The sequence below is a fragment of the Bacillus sp. UNC41MFS5 genome, from assembly GCF_000686805.1.
Genome location: NZ_JMLP01000012.1, coordinates 141,794 through 156,132, shown reverse-complemented (window position 1 = coordinate 156,132; position 14,339 = coordinate 141,794). Strand labels below are relative to the sequence as shown.

15 protein-coding genes are annotated in these 14,339 nt (G+C 39.1%); 12 read left to right on the top strand and 3 right to left on the bottom strand.

Annotation, left to right across the window (positions count from 1 at the left end):
• Nucleotides 1–9: 9 nt before the first annotated feature.
• Both BR30_RS0107495 and BR30_RS0107490 read left to right on the top strand, forming a co-directional pair.
• Complete coding sequence (locus BR30_RS0107495; RefSeq protein WP_026564478.1) at nt 10–459, top strand: GAF domain-containing protein; 450 nt, start codon at nt 10–12, stop codon at nt 457–459.
• Between the two features lie 19 nt (nt 460–478).
• Nucleotides 479–1,540, top strand: a complete 1,062-nt coding sequence (locus BR30_RS0107490; protein ID WP_051633506.1) for a PAS domain-containing sensor histidine kinase — start codon at nt 479–481, stop codon at nt 1,538–1,540.
• Nucleotides 1,541–1,578: 38 nt separating this feature from the next.
• Here the strand turns inward: BR30_RS0107490 and BR30_RS0107485 are convergent, their stop codons facing one another.
• Nucleotides 1,579–3,234, bottom strand: coding sequence for a glutamine--tRNA ligase/YqeY domain fusion protein (locus BR30_RS0107485; RefSeq protein ID WP_026564476.1), 1,656 nt, complete (start codon nt 3,232–3,234; stop codon nt 1,579–1,581).
• A 202-nt stretch (nt 3,235–3,436) separates the two neighbouring features.
• Here BR30_RS0107485 and BR30_RS0107480 point away from each other — a divergent pair, with 202 nt between their 5' ends.
• The 4 genes from BR30_RS0107480 (at nt 3,437) to kynB (ending at nt 8,491) form a co-directional block, all read left to right on the top strand.
• Complete coding sequence (locus BR30_RS0107480) at nt 3,437–4,423, top strand: Gfo/Idh/MocA family protein (RefSeq protein ID WP_035445197.1); 987 nt, start codon at nt 3,437–3,439, stop codon at nt 4,421–4,423.
• A 186-nt stretch (nt 4,424–4,609) separates the two neighbouring features.
• Entirely contained in the window at nt 4,610–5,623 is a 1,014-nt protein-coding gene (locus tag BR30_RS0107475) for a 4Fe-4S binding protein (protein WP_026564474.1), read from the top strand.
• 163 nt (nt 5,624–5,786) lie between these two features.
• The gene (locus BR30_RS0107470) at nt 5,787–7,763 is read left to right on the top strand and encodes a WG repeat-containing protein (RefSeq protein ID WP_051633505.1); all 1,977 of its coding nucleotides are present in this window, start codon (nt 5,787–5,789) and stop codon (nt 7,761–7,763) included.
• 110 nt (nt 7,764–7,873) lie between these two features.
• Entirely contained in the window at nt 7,874–8,491 is a 618-nt protein-coding gene (kynB, locus tag BR30_RS0107465) for an arylformamidase (RefSeq protein ID WP_026564472.1), read from the top strand.
• Between the two features lie 72 nt (nt 8,492–8,563).
• Here the strand turns inward: kynB and BR30_RS0107460 are convergent, their stop codons facing one another.
• Nucleotides 8,564–8,914, bottom strand: coding sequence for a hypothetical protein (locus tag BR30_RS0107460; protein WP_026564471.1), 351 nt, complete (start codon nt 8,912–8,914; stop codon nt 8,564–8,566).
• 281 nt (nt 8,915–9,195) lie between these two features.
• Here BR30_RS0107460 and BR30_RS0107455 point away from each other — a divergent pair, with 281 nt between their 5' ends.
• Nucleotides 9,196–9,447: a hypothetical protein gene (locus BR30_RS0107455; protein ID WP_026564470.1), complete on the top strand. Its 252-nt coding sequence runs from the start codon at nt 9,196–9,198 to the stop codon at nt 9,445–9,447.
• Here BR30_RS0107455 and BR30_RS0107450 read toward each other — a convergent pair.
• Nucleotides 9,440–10,135: a Crp/Fnr family transcriptional regulator gene (locus BR30_RS0107450; protein ID WP_026564469.1), complete on the bottom strand. Its 696-nt coding sequence runs from the start codon at nt 10,133–10,135 to the stop codon at nt 9,440–9,442. The two genes, BR30_RS0107455 and BR30_RS0107450, sit on opposite strands and share 8 nt — an antisense overlap.
• A 170-nt stretch (nt 10,136–10,305) precedes the next feature.
• Between BR30_RS0107450 and BR30_RS0107445 the strand changes: the two genes are divergently transcribed.
• The 5 genes from BR30_RS0107445 (at nt 10,306) to BR30_RS38375 (ending at nt 14,104) form a co-directional block, all read left to right on the top strand.
• Complete coding sequence (locus BR30_RS0107445; RefSeq protein ID WP_026564468.1) at nt 10,306–10,515, top strand: heavy-metal-associated domain-containing protein; 210 nt, start codon at nt 10,306–10,308, stop codon at nt 10,513–10,515.
• A 272-nt stretch (nt 10,516–10,787) separates the two neighbouring features.
• Nucleotides 10,788–11,108, top strand: a complete 321-nt coding sequence (locus tag BR30_RS0107440) for a DUF5658 family protein (RefSeq protein ID WP_026564467.1) — start codon at nt 10,788–10,790, stop codon at nt 11,106–11,108.
• An 85-nt stretch (nt 11,109–11,193) separates the two neighbouring features.
• Entirely contained in the window at nt 11,194–12,339 is a 1,146-nt protein-coding gene (locus BR30_RS0107435; RefSeq protein ID WP_026564466.1) for a DEAD/DEAH box helicase, read from the top strand.
• 104 nt (nt 12,340–12,443) lie between these two features.
• A complete protein-coding gene (locus BR30_RS0107430) occupies nt 12,444–13,913 on the top strand; it encodes an amidase family protein (protein ID WP_026564465.1) in 1,470 nt (489 codons plus the stop codon).
• Between the two features lie 56 nt (nt 13,914–13,969).
• Nucleotides 13,970–14,104 carry a hypothetical protein gene (locus BR30_RS38375; RefSeq protein ID WP_269320601.1) on the top strand — a complete coding sequence of 45 codons (135 nt, stop codon included), beginning with the start codon at nt 13,970–13,972 and terminating at the stop codon, nt 14,102–14,104.
• Nucleotides 14,105–14,339: the final 235 nt, after the last annotated feature.

Here is a 14,339-nt window from a genome sequence, read left to right as displayed (position 1 = left end):
AATTCTTGAATGAAAGAGATTGAGGGATGTCCGGCAGTAATGAAGGTTTGCGACAGTCTGTTGACTTTAGTTGATTGCGAATTTGTTGCCCTGGCGCTGCAAAATGAAGTGGGCCCAGATGTTAAGTGGCATTATGCTGCTGGCAATTTAAATGAAAAATACAAAAGAATAACTGTCCGTTTTGGAAAAGGCATCGCAGGAAAAATAATCTCAAGCGGAAGTCCAATGATGCTTACAGATTTTCCTAAGGGAATTATCGGAAAAATTACGGACCACCCAATTATGCTTGCTGAAAAACTTGTTTCGACTTATGCCGTTCCATTGTTTTTTCATAGTGCACCTAAAGGGGTATTACTTATTGGTAATCGGAAAATGAAAACGTATACTGAAACTGATCAGCAGTATGTAAAGGAAGCTGCTCAAGACTTAGAAAAAATATTGACGGAACAGATACTTTGATAGATGCAGGGAGGAGCTAATGGACAAGGAAATGGACCAGCCTGCAAATAATTTCGCATATCTTGAGTTAGAATTAAAAAAGTCAATGCAGGAATTAGTAGATATAAAGTTTGCGCTTGATGAATCTTCGATTGTAGCCATCACCGATTCTCGGGGCATGATTACATATGTGAATGATCAATTTTGCCATATCTCGAAATACTCCAGAGAAGAACTCCTAGGGCAAGATCATCGAATTATTAATTCCCAGTACCATTCAAAAGAATTTTTCAGAAAAATGTGGAAAACAATCGGTTCCGGTGAAGTTTGGAAAGGTGAAATCTGCAATAGGGCAAAAGATGGTACCTTATATTGGATGGATACAACGATTGTTCCTTTTTTAAATGAAAAGGGAAAGCCGTACCAATACTTAGCGATTCGTTATGAAATTACCGAGCGAAAGCGAGTCGAACGAGAGCTTCAAAAAATGATGACTACTATCATTAATGTTCAAGAAGAGGAACGAAAACGCTTGTCACGTAATTTACACGATGGGATTGGACAAAATCTGTATAGTCATTTGATTACGATTAATCGTCTCTTAGCCGAAATGGACCATCCTCTACTGGAACAGATGCAAACCGAAGCAACCGAATTGATCGAAGAAATCCGTGAGATCTCATGGGAACTTCGGCCCTCCGTACTTGATGATTTAGGATTAGTGCCAGCTATTCGGTCGTTTTTAACCCGTTATTCTGACCATTACAATATTGATGTGTATTTTGAATGCGTGTTAAATCGGCGCTTGGACATCAGCATTGAACTAACGATTTACAGGATTATTCAGGAAGCACTCACGAATATTCGGAAATATGCAGAAGTTAATGAAGCGACGGTCTCTGTTAGAGAAATAGAGGATGTCATCCGAGTTATGATTGAGGATAAAGGAAAGGGATTTGATGTGAAGAATCAAACCTTTGGTGTTGGTTTGTTTAGTATGGATGAGCGAGCACGTTCGGTAGGCGGAGAGTTATTAATCAGCTCTTCACCTAGGAAGGGAACTAAACTGATCTTAGAAGTACCGAGTTCTATTGTGGAATAGGAAAGAACCAGGCGGTGTTATGCGCCTGGTTCTTTCGTTTAAATTTTAAATGAACTCTTTAATGATACAATGCGGTTAAATACGAGCTTATCGACTGTTGTATGTTTAGGGTCTACGTTAAAGTAGCCATGTCTAAAGAATTGGAATTTCTCTTGCGGTCTGCTTTCCTTCATGTTAGGCTCAACAAAGCCTTGTAACACCTGAATTGAATTTGGATTAACATTGTCTAAGAATGTTTTTTCTGGACTGTTGTTATCGTCTGTTTCGTCCAAAATCAGTGGTTCGTAGAGACGGAATTCAGCAGGAACGGCATGGGCTGCTTCCACCCAATGAATGGTTCCCTTCACCTTTCTACCCGTAAACCCTGTGCCACTTTTTGTCTCTGGGTCGTAAGTACAGCGCAGTTCGACTACTTTACCATTTGAATCCTTAACCACTTCTTCACATTTAATGAAATAGGCATTTTTTAGACGGACCTCATTACCGGGGAACAAACGGAAATACTTTTTAGGCGGCTCTTCCATAAAGTCGTCTTGTTCAATATAAATTTCCCGCGAGAATGGAATTTTTCTCGTGCCCATTTCTGGATTCTCTGGATTGATTTCAGCATCTAGCAATTCAATTTGTCCTTCTGGATAATTCGTAATAACAACCTTTAAGGGATCGATGACACCCATTGTTCGTGGTGCTTTTAATTTTAAATCCTCACGGACGAAGTGTTCGAGCATTTGTGAATCAACTGCTCCAGAACCTTTGTGAATGCCAGTTTCTCGGACAAACGAAACAATCGATTCTGGCGTGAATCCTTTTCTTCTCATCCCCGAAATGGTTGGCATACGCGGATCATCCCAGCCATCCACAAATCCTTCGTCTACTAATTGCTTCAGCTTCCGTTTACTCATGACCGTATTCGTTACATTTAAGCGGCCAAATTCTATTTGCTGTGGAGTGCTCTCCATTTCACATTGTTCGACAACCCAATTATAGAGGGGACGTTGGTCTTCAAATTCTATCGTACAAATGGAATGGGTTACTCCTTCAATTGCATCCTCAAGTGGATGAGCAAAAGCATACATCGGATAAATGCACCATTTGTCACCGGTATTATGATGGGTTGCATGGGCAATCCGGTAGATAACAGGGTCACGTAAGTTTATATTCGGTGATGACATATCAATTTTCGCTCGAAGGACCTTTTGGCCATTTTCAAAGACACCTTCCCGCATCTTTTCAAATAAATCAAGGTTCTCCTCAATCGAACGGGTCCGGTAAGGGCTATCCTTCCCAGGTTCCGTTAGTGTCCCACGGTACTGGCGAATTTCGTCAGCTGATAAGTCATCAACATAGGCTAATCCTTTTTTGATCAATAAAACCGCACGTTTATACATTTCTTCAAAATAATTGGAAGCAAATAATAAGTTATCCCATTCAAAACCTAACCACTTTACATCTTCTTTGATTGAGTTTACATATTCGATATCTTCTTTTAACGGATTGGTATCGTCAAAGCGCAAATTGGTCAACCCATTAAACTCGTCGGCTAAGCCAAAGTTGATAACAATTGATTTTGCATGTCCAATATGTAAATAACCGTTTGGCTCTGGCGGGAACCGCGTGATGATTTTATGGTGCTTTCCAGATTCAAGATCTTTAATCATAAAATCTTTAATAAAATTAGATGTGTTATTGTCCACCCTTTTCAACCTCTTTCATTCTTAACTCTACATTATAAATAACATAAATACGGATATTTTTCCATTGTTCCCAACAATTCATGTATAAAACACTCGTGAAATGGAAAATTTGTTTATTTATTAAGAATTCTGGAATTGGCAAGTGTGTTTGAAAAAGACTACAATAGTTTCTTGAAGATATATAAAGGAAGGGGAACTACAAATGATTAACTTTGGAACAGTCGGAACAGGATGGATTACAGAATCCTTTATCAAAGCAGCAGAGCTCAGTGGTCAATTGCAATTAACAAGTGTCTATTCCAGAACAGAGGATAAAGCGAAACAATTAGCCGATACATATAATGCTCCTTATTTTTACACAGACATAGAGGAGATGGCGAAGAGTCCAGAAATACAAGCGGTATATATTGCTTCACCGAATTCGGTCCATTTTGAACAAACACTTACATTTTTGAAAAATAAAAAACATGTTATCTGTGAAAAACCGATTTTTTCAACGAGTGCAGAGTTACATGCGGCCTATCAGACGGCAGAGGAAAACGGTGTTTATCTATTTGAAGCGATTCGTAATATCCATACCCCAAATTTCAAAATATTGAAAGACAACCTCCAACGGGCTGGGAAGCTTCGTAGTACTATATTGCCTTATATCCAATATTCCTCTCGCTATGATTTATTTTTACAAGGGGAGGAGCCCAATATTTTCTCGGCTCAATATTCTGGCGGCGCGCTTGTTGATTTAGGTGTCTATCCGCTTTATTTAGCAGTCGGATTGTTTGGTGCACCTAAGCAGGTCAACTATCATCCATTTGTTCTTCGGAGCGGTGTGGATGGAAGTGGAACTTTGGTGTTAACGTATGATGATTTTATTTGTACGATCCTTTGTTCAAAAATTTCTCATTCCGAATTACCGTGTGAAATTCACGGGGAAAGGGGAACTTTTTTCCTTGCAGATGCAGCCCCGATTTCAACTATTACCTTCGTGGACAACCGAGGAAAAGAGAGAGAAACCATTAGTGTCACCCAAGAAGAACAAAATATGGTATATGAATGTGAAAACATTGCTAAGATTATTGAGACGAAAAATGATAAAGAATATTTGCGGTTAAAAAGTTGGAGTGAAATCGTACTTCAAATTACCGAAGAGGCTAGGAAACAAAATAATATCTTATTTGCATCAGAAAAATAAAACAAGGCCAGGTGGATACTTTCCCCTGGCCTTGTTTTATGAGGTTATCCGCCCCCAAAAGCTTATTTAACATTTTTTGAATGGTAATGTGAACTCTTTATGAATTCAATATTCTCAATGACTTTTATCACATGCCATGTTTTGTAAGTTCATTATAGTTGAGGTAGTGAGATTGGAGGAAACCTTATGAAATCAAAAGCTTGGTATCAGAAACAGTTGAAACGTAAACCTGTCCAGATTACTAGATATACCGTTCAGGGCGTGTTTCTGTTGTTTTTACTATATGTTGGTCTGCAGTTTTATCAATTTTATTTGCATTTTGAAACACTCGGAAAATCCCCTTTTGTTGATCGGCCCTCAGCGGTTGAAGGGTTCTTGCCAATCAGCGGTTTGGTCGCTTTAAAAGTTTGGCTTACGAGTGGCGAATTTGATGTCATTCATCCAGCCGGCCTCGTTTTACTTGCATTTTTTGTAGGTGCAGGAATTATTTTGCGTAAATCATTCTGCAGTTGGATTTGTCCTGTTGGAACAGTTGGTGAGTTGATTGGGTGGCTGGGCAGGAAAATTTTTAAGAGGAATTTTGAAATTACGCGTTGGGTGACCTGGATTTTAACACCAATAAAATACTTATTGATGTTATTTTTTGTTCTTATGGTTGTACAAATGCCCGTGTTTACGGCGAAAAGTTTTCTCGAGGAACCGTATAATAAGGTATCTGATGTAAAAATGCTCCTTTTATTTATCAATCTTGGCGGGTTTGCCTTGAAGTTTATCATTGTCATCTTCATCCTGTCCTTATTCTTTAGGAATTTTTGGTGCCGCTTCTTGTGTCCATACGGTGCACTGATTGGACTAGGCAGTATCTTTAGAATTACAAAGATTGAGAGAAATGAAGATACGTGTACAAACTGCGAAATGTGTACAAAGGTTTGTCCACAAAGATTAAAGGTACACAAGGTTGAGACAGTAAATTCCCTTAATTGTTCAGCCTGTATGTCTTGTGTAGAGGCATGTCCCGTGAAAGACACGCTAAACATGACGGTAGCCCGGAAAAAGGTAAATAAATGGTTTGTTCCAGTTACCTTCTTCGTGCTGTTCTTCTTGGTAATTACGATTGCAAAAATAACCGGGCACTGGGATACCATCATTTCCTATGAGGAATGGAAACAGCTAATCCCGGAAGTAGAAAACATAAAATAATGGTTTAATAGCAGCTCACTTGAGTTAGAACAGTTGGAATATATAAAATAAAAACACTGCTATTCTGGTCATCCCAAATAGCGGTGTTTTTTCGTTTTGAGTGTCAAACACATAGCCCACTTTTCATCATATAAATATAAAAAACTAAAATGGGTGGGTTATGATGTTTGGAAATGACAGGGAACTACTAACTTGGATAATACCATATCTCCCAATTGGAGCAGAAATGGAATACCGAGATCGACAAGCAATCCTTAGACATATGGATATCGATGGCGATGGGACTCATGAAATTTTTGGGATGTTCCGGCTTAACAGCAAACCCTATTTATTTGTTCTTAAACATTACATGGGCCAATTGATATATTATTATCCGCTTCCTCCTGAGGTAAAGAAAGAGGTTATCCGTTTGCTATCACCTTCCCTAGAATCAAGGGCCGTTTACCTTTTTCCTGTTGTACGGAAGGAAATTGGCGGTAACAAGTGGGGCTATATGGATGCAAAAGGAAATTGGGTTCTTCCGGCAAACTACGATCATGCCGAGGATTTCCAGGAGAATGATTTGGCTATTGTTGGATTAATGGACAAATCAGGGGTTATTAATTCTAGTGGTTATTTTATCGTGCAGCCTAAATATGACACGATTAACCCGTTTTCTGAAGGCCGGGCCGTTGTCAATGATGCCCATGGATTCAAGGTAATTAATGAGAATGGCAAAGAAATCACGGAAAAGGCGTATTCTATCATTGTTGGAGAGTATAAAGAGGGACGAATTCGTGCAGTGGAAATAGATGCGAACGGGGAGTATTTATATGGGTATCTCAATAAACGAGGGAAAGAAGTAATTCCATTAATTTATAAAACGGCAAGTGATTTTGAACAGGGGAAAGCAATTGTGAAAACAAAAGAAGGCAGGTTTCAACTTATTGACCTTACCGGTAAGGTATTACAAACATATCCTTATGCTTACGTCTCTAATTACGGTCAAGGATTGCTTGCATTTAAGAAAAGTAACGATGGGAAGCTGGGTTATATCGATGAACTTGGGAAAACGGTAATCGAACCTCAATTTTCGAATGCAGAGTCATTTATTGAGGATCGGGCTATTGTCAGTTTGTCAGAGAATAATAGAGATAACTATGGAGTCATTAATCGGCAAGGACATTTTGTGATAAAACCAAACTATAATCAAATCTTAGATTTAGGTGAAGGGCGTTTTGCCGTAGGAAAGGAAATTGACCCGAAACAGCCTTGTATGAGATCCATATATGCCTTAGCCGATTTAGATGGTCGTATCCTCACAGGATTTCATTTTACTGTAATTACGAAGTTTGAGGAAGGCCTTGCGTCTGTCACTGATGATCAGCATACTTATTTTATCGACAAACATGGAAAGCGAAAAGAACATCTGCCAATGGTCAGTGGCTCAGGCTGGCTTAGTTTTGAGAAAACACTTATAAAGGGGCATATTGATGACCATCTCATCTATTTTAATCAAACGGGAGAGTTAGTATGGAAACAAGCCACTATTCTTCCTCTCAATAACCAATATTCGGTGATTGAGTATAAATACAAACCAAACAAAGACTATTTAGTGTATTTTCCACAAATTGAAGGGATGGAAAATCCAGAAAGTGTAAATCGCGCTTTAAAGGAGATGGCGGGCATAAAACCCGTACCCGCACACACTCAATTGGAATCGAACTATACGGGTAATTATGAAATTCCTTATTTTAAGAAAAATTTGCTGGTCATCAAGATTGTGGGCTACGACTACCCGTTTTGTGCGGCCCATGGAATGCCGGTGCAAAAATATGCTCATATTAACCTAAAAACAGGCTCAATGTATCAATTAAAGGACCTTTTTAAGTCTGGCAGTTCTTATGTAAAAGTAATTAGTGCTTTGGTTCTTGATCAAATAAAAAGTAATAACAAATATTCGTCTTACCTATTTCCTGATGAGTACCATGGCATAAAGGCAAATCAACCATTTTTTATTAGTGAGGCTGGGCTGAATATCTACTTTCAACCATATGAAATCGCTGCATATGCTGCCGGTTTCCCTACCTTTACTATCCCGTTTGATGACCTAAAAGAGCTCATTAATAGGAACAGCGAATTTTGGAAATCGTTTCAATGAGGAAGGCAGGAATCACTCCTGTCTTTTTTTGATGTAAACTAATGAAAAAACCTGCGGAAATATGAAATAATGGTGGTAATGTAAGATTATTATCGAAGGAGTGCATGGGTATGAAAATTTATGATATTTCTAGAAAATTAATCAATGGGATGCCTGTTTGGCCAGGCGATACGGCTTTTCAATATGAGATTTCGTGGCCAATGGAGGAAAGCGGCTCCGTTAATGTGGGCAAGCTTGAATTGAGTACCCATACAGGAACACATGTGGACGCTCCTTTCCATTTTGATAACAAAGGAAAACGCATCATCGAGTTAAACCTTGACCTATACATCGGTCCTGCGAGAGTTATTAATATGCTTGGTAAGGAAAGCATTGGTGCCGCTGATTTAGATAAGATTAATCTTGATGGGTGCAAACGGGTGTTATTTCGAACTCTTGCCTGGGAAAACCCTGATGTTTTCCCTGAAAAGATTCCTCATATTGAGCCAAACTTAGCTCCTTTTTTAGGAAGTAAGGGAGTTCAACTGATCGGCTTGGATATCCCATCTGTCGATCCGATTGACAGTAAAGAGCTGCCTGCCCATCATAGCTTGAATGAGCATGGTATTCACATCCTAGAGTCACTTTTGCTTGATGAAATCGAACCTGGAGATTACGAACTGATTGCCCTTCCATTACCACTAGCTGAAGGAGACGGGAGTCCGGTTCGCGCAGTCCTGAGAAAGTAGAAGAATGGGTGTCAGGCACCAAAAAAGCGTGAATCCATTGGGCTCACGCTTTTTTCTATCCCACCGAGAAAGTCACTGTTCCTTTGTCTGAACGGTATATTTTTTGCGGTAAATTAACCAATAACCTCCAAAGCCAATGATAATAAATAAACCCACCAAACCGGGAACTACATAATTTTTAAATGTTGGCTGGGCATTCTCCACTTGCTTGGTAGGCAATGAGGCCAGTTCATTTTCTGTTCCGGTTTTTTTATTTGTTGATACGATTTTATTATTATCTGATGTTAAAGTATCTTTTTGAGCTGTTTGGCTAACTACTGGATTATTTTGAGGAGAAGAAACTACTATTCGAGAATCCGCATAGACAATCGTTCCTACTAGAAAAAACAACAGTGATGTGATAAGAGCAATCTTATTTAACATCATATTCAACTCCGCTATATTGTAATCTTCCTGTTGTTCATTCTATCATCGTTTGTAGCAAGAAATATTACTTTAGCAGCAAAGTTCACAAAGCTTTCGAAAATTAACTCCTCTTAAAATTAACCAAAAGTCATCCAAAACATAGGAACCTCAGTGCATTGGGGGCTATTATTCATCGGAAATCTCCCAAATCCAAACTTGATATAAATCAATTTCAAATGAAGAGAATGGTGATAAACTGAAGCATAAACTTAAACTCTTAACAAAGGGGAGCGAGAATTATGTTTGAAATCGTTGATAAAAAAGCAGTAATGGATATTCGGGAACGTATTGCAAAGGGCGAACATCCACGCCGCGAAATATTGAATTTTGTTAGAGAAGCACCAATCGGTACCATTTTTGAAATTCACTTGCCACATCGAGGGGAACCGCTAATTGCCAGTTTACAATCGTTAGGCATGAATGTAATTGTTAATGAAGTAGAGCCTATGCATTTTAGACTAATGGCCATCAAGCTTGATGAGATTAATTAATACCTGATACTTGTTTTAGTTGATCCAACTCTAGAATCTGTATTTGACGGCGCCCGTCCATACTAATCAGTTTCTTCGACATGAACGAAACCAGCTTCCGGCTTACCGATTCTGGGGTTGTTCCAATATAGCTAGCTAAATCCTTTTTAGTAATTGGTAGGGTAAAAATACCATTTTTTGCATTCATTTTATCATGGAATAGAATGAGTGCTCTTGCCAGGCGTTGTTCAACTTCCATAAAACCAAGAAAACCAACTGACTCATCAGATTCATATAGACGGTCATTGACAGTTAGTAAGAACCGGTAGGACAACCCTGCGTTCCTTTCCATCGTGGTAAGAAAGTCCTTTTTCTCAATATAACAAATAACCGTTGAGGTCCCCACGGTTTCTGCATTCAAATAATGATTTTCATTTCTTAATAATGAAAATAAGCCGAAGAAATCCCCCGGGAACAGCAATCTGACAATTTGTTCCTTCCCCTCTGGGGACATTTTTGTTAACTTGATCAGTCCTTCATTCACCACGAATAATGTCTCCGAACGTTCGCCATCTCGAAAAATATATTCTCCCTTACTAAAAGATTTGCTTCTGGTTACCTTTTGCAGCTGTTGAAGATCCTCTTCATTCATCCCTTTAAAAACTGGTACGGATGTAATACATAATGATTCATGAGAGCAGCAGCACATTCTAAATCACTCCTCCAACTTTCTAATAACTTCATAGTATCTGTTTTGTTTTATCTATGTAGTGATTTACATCAATTCTGCTTTTCTTGATATAGATCAATGTTAATGAGAACCATTCCCATTACAATAAAAGAAAATAAGAGGTGAACTTAATAAGGGGGTTTCTTTAAATGAGTATAATGGAATTATCATTAAATGAAGTTGCCTGCTCAGGATGTATCGGAAAAATTAAAAGAGAAATGCAGAGAACCCATGGGATTGAAAAAGTTAAAATCCTAACAGGTAGTGGGAAGATTCAAATAAACTTTAATGAAAGCCTTATTCACTCCGTGGAAATAAATCGGAACCTTTATAAAATGGCATTGCGAACATTTGATTAAATGGCTGCTCATAGTGGGCAGTTTTTTTTGAATATCATATCTTTATTAAGAACAAAAAGTTCGTTATAATATTTTTGGAGAGATTGGGCGGCCCAGGAGTGGGAAATATGTGAATTAAATATCCTGAAAAAACATGAGCTGCCGACGCATGCAGCTCTTTTATATGAATGGTATGTTCGTTTTTGAGAACTAACGAAAGAATTCATAGGTATTAGCATAGGTACTACTAGAAAAAATGGAAACTAATCGAACAATTTAATGAGGTGGTAATGATGAGACTCTGTATATTCCTGCTAATTGCTGGACTATTGGATGCTGTTCTGACGCATGTTGGGATTGCTTCAGGTATCGTTTCTGAAGGGAATCCGATGATGAAACTTGTCATTGAAAAAAGCTGGTCTTATTTCTACATTATTAAAATCTTTTTGCCCCTAACCTTGCTTGGGTTGTTTTACTTACGCCCATTAAAAGGCTGGATTCGGACGCTCTTGGTTTCCACTTGCGTTCTTTACTTTTCTGTCCTGATTTATCATATGGTTTGGATTGCCCTCTATTTTAAGTCTGCAGCAGGACTATTCACTATTCCTAACTAGACACTCCGAGGTTATTACGATAGTATCAATACGATATGGAAAGACAAATAATAAGAAAAATGATTTTTATATAAAGGAGTTCTCTATGTTAAATACTTTAAAACCGTACTTGCAGGCATCTTGGGAAAAGTCAGGGTTTCAACAGCCAACTTCCATTCAAGCAGCTGCAATTCCAATGATCCTTGAAGGGAAGGATATAATTGCCGAGTCACCGACAGGTACTGGTAAAACGCTAGCTTATCTACTTCCACTGTTAGATAAAATGGACCCTAGTTTACAATCCCTCCAAGCTATTGTATTAGCTTCTTCGCAAGAGCTGGTGATGCAGGTCTATCAAGAATTTCAAAAGTGGTCTGAGGGCAGCGGAATTAGAGGCACTTCCATTATTGGCGGAGCCAATATGAAACGGCAACTCGAGAAATTAAAGAAACGCCCGCATGTAATATTTGCTACACCCGGCCGTTTACTTGAACTAATCAAACAGAAAAAAGTGAAAATGCATGAAGTAAAACTTGTGGTTCTCGATGAGGGAGATCAATTACTCATTCACGAACATCTTAGTACCGTCCAAAATATTGTCAAATCAACCATGAGCGACCGCCAAGTGGTTTTGTTTTCTGCTACAATGAAACCGGCAACAGAGAAATTAGCCAATGAAATGACGAAGGAACCGGAAGTTCTTCGCATCGAAAAGGATGAACTTGCTTCTTCTGGAGAAGTGGAGCATATTTATTTTTCCTGTGAGCCAAGAGATAAAATCAAGCTCCTTGAAAAAATCACACGCTTAGAAAATAGTAAATCACTTGCATTTATTAATGATATCGGCGAAATTGAAGTATTTAAGGAAAAATTACATTTCAAAGAGCTATCAATCGGAATCTTGCATAGCGACATGAAAAAACTCGAACGGCAGGCTGCCTTAAAGTCTTTCCGTGATGGAAAAATGAGCATGCTTATTGCGACAGATGTGGCGGCGAGAGGACTTGATATCCAAGGGGTAACCCATGTGATCAATATCGATTCACCGAAGGATATCTCACAGTATGTGCACAGAGCTGGAAGAACAGGAAGAATGGGTGCCAATGGGATTGTCATCTCGTTAGTTACCGAGCGAGAAGAGCGAGAATTGAAACAGTATTGCCGTGAATTAAAGGTCCCAGTTAATAAGAGAGTATTTTACAAAGGACTTATCGCTGAAGAAGGACAAAGAGACCAAAAACTAAGAAGATGATGGGTAGCAAAGACAGTGGAGGAAAATCCACTGTCTTTTTTTAATACGAAAGGACTTTCATTTCTATTGCTTGAATAGTTAAGAAGAAAAGGAGGAGAACAAACATGGAAGACCAGAAATTGAAAAAAATGACTGAAGAGTGGCTTGAAGAAGCTACTATCACACAGATTCAAGAAAAATTTGCGCACGGGGAGCTTACAGCGAAAGAGCTTGTATTAATGTACCTACATAGAATCGCTAAGTATGATAAGCACTATCATTCCATCCTTGAAGTAAATCCAGATGCTATCCAGATTGCAGAAGCGCTTGATGCCGAACGAAAAGAAAAAGGACCGCGCAGTCGATTGCATGGAATTCCCATCTTACTAAAGGATAACATCGATACTCACGATAAAATGCATACAAGCGCTGGATCTCTTGCTTTAAAAGATTCGATTGCCCTCCATGATTCCTTTGTGGCAGAACAATTACGTTCATCAGGGGCAGTCATTCTTGGCAAAACCAATATGACAGAGTGGGCCAATTTCATGGCAATTGGGATGAAAAGCGGTTATAGTTCACGAGGCGGGCAGGTATTAAATCCATATGGCCCAGAGAAGTTTGATGTGGGTGGCTCTAGCTCAGGTTCAGGAGCAGCCGTTGCAGCTAACTTCGCCACAGTGGCAGTCGGAACGGAAACATCTGGATCCATCTTAAATCCTGCTTGTCAAAATTCCTTGGTGGGAATCAAGCCGACAGTTGGTCTTATCAGCAGACGAGGGATTATCCCAATCGCACACTCCCAGGACACAGCAGGTCCAATGGCTAGAACCGTGGAAGATGCAACAATTCTTCTAACGGCACTATGTGGAAGCGACGATAAAGATCCCATCACCAAAACCAATCCTTTTGAGCAGATGGACTTTTCCGAGCATCTTTTGAAACAGGGGCTTGACGGAAAACGAATTGGCTTGGCCTTAAAAGGTTTTTTCGAATTGTTAAGTGAAGAGAAACAAAAGGTGATACTTGCTGCGTTTGACAAATTAAAAACTTCAGGGGCTATCGTAATCGATAGTATAGAAATTCCATCTGCCAAGGCAAGTTGGAAGTATGATGTTTTAACTTATGAATTTAAACCAGACCTTAATGCGTATTTAAATAGCCTCCATCCATCGATACCTATTAGAAATTTAACAGACCTGATTGAGTTTAACATGAACAATGAAGAGAAATTGCTCAAGTACGGTCAGTCAGTCCTAATCAAGTCTGATGAAACAAGCGGATCGTTAACAGAAGCTGCTTATGTTGAAGCATTTGAGTTCGACCTTTATCATTCGAAAAAGCAGGGAATTGATTTTGCTCTAGAAAGATACAAACTGGATGTGATTGTTTTCCCAAGTGAAGAAGGCTCTCATATCAGTGCGAAAGCTGGTTATCCATCCATTGCTGTCCCAGCTGGTTATACGGCAGAAGGGGAGCCAGTAGGGATTACTTTTGCAGGAACGGCATACAGTGAGCCTTTTTTAATCGAAGTCGCTTATGCATTTGAGCAAATGACTAAATTTAGAAAAGCACCGATTCTTGAAAAAGAATAAGACTAATTAGTTTCACTCATACTATCAATGTATTTCTCAAAAAGGAGCTGGTAGGTATGGGAAGACAGAAGCTAGGAAATCAAAATGCTCAGCGAAATAATAATAGCAAAAAGCCAATGAGAGATAGTGAAGAACTGGTTGAATTCACCACTGGTGAAGCGATAAAACACAATCGACCAAATAGTAAATAATAAAGCGCGCCTCCTTCGTGAGAAGAGAGGCGCTTTTTTGTTTGATAAGAAAGTATAAGTTTTTGAACTTAGATTACTGTCTAGCTCCAGCGCCCTAGCGGCTAGTGTCCTTCGCTCTCCGCCCTACGATAAGTCAAGCACGAATGCGCCTCCGGCTCTTCGTGTTTCCTTTATCTCAGTTGGAGAGCTCCAGGCCATACGCCGCTGAACAGGGCGCTTGCGCTTTCTAGATAAA

Bases quoted from the DNA above. Each gene is read 5' to 3' on its own strand.
- BR30_RS0107495 (WP_026564478.1), top strand. From the start codon at position 10: ATGAAAGAGATTGAGGGATGTCCGGCAGTAATGAAGGTTTGCGACAGT.
- BR30_RS0107490 (WP_051633506.1), top strand. From the start codon at position 479: ATGGACAAGGAAATGGACCAGCCTGCAAATAATTTCGCATATCTTGAG.
- BR30_RS0107480 (WP_035445197.1), top strand. From the start codon at position 3,437: ATGATTAACTTTGGAACAGTCGGAACAGGATGGATTACAGAATCCTTT.
- BR30_RS0107475 (WP_026564474.1), top strand. From the start codon at position 4,610: ATGAAATCAAAAGCTTGGTATCAGAAACAGTTGAAACGTAAACCTGTC.
- BR30_RS0107470 (WP_051633505.1), top strand. From the start codon at position 5,787: ATGTTTGGAAATGACAGGGAACTACTAACTTGGATAATACCATATCTC.
- kynB (WP_026564472.1), top strand. From the start codon at position 7,874: ATGAAAATTTATGATATTTCTAGAAAATTAATCAATGGGATGCCTGTT.
- BR30_RS0107460 (WP_026564471.1), bottom strand. From the start codon at position 8,914: ATGTTAAATAAGATTGCTCTTATCACATCACTGTTGTTTTTTCTAGTA.
- BR30_RS0107455 (WP_026564470.1), top strand. From the start codon at position 9,196: ATGTTTGAAATCGTTGATAAAAAAGCAGTAATGGATATTCGGGAACGT.
- BR30_RS0107450 (WP_026564469.1), bottom strand. From the start codon at position 10,135: ATGTGCTGCTGCTCTCATGAATCATTATGTATTACATCCGTACCAGTT.
- BR30_RS0107445 (WP_026564468.1), top strand. From the start codon at position 10,306: ATGAGTATAATGGAATTATCATTAAATGAAGTTGCCTGCTCAGGATGT.
- BR30_RS0107440 (WP_026564467.1), top strand. From the start codon at position 10,788: ATGAGACTCTGTATATTCCTGCTAATTGCTGGACTATTGGATGCTGTT.
- BR30_RS0107435 (WP_026564466.1), top strand. From the start codon at position 11,194: ATGTTAAATACTTTAAAACCGTACTTGCAGGCATCTTGGGAAAAGTCA.
- BR30_RS0107430 (WP_026564465.1), top strand. From the start codon at position 12,444: ATGGAAGACCAGAAATTGAAAAAAATGACTGAAGAGTGGCTTGAAGAA.
- BR30_RS38375 (WP_269320601.1), top strand. From the start codon at position 13,970: ATGGGAAGACAGAAGCTAGGAAATCAAAATGCTCAGCGAAATAATAAT.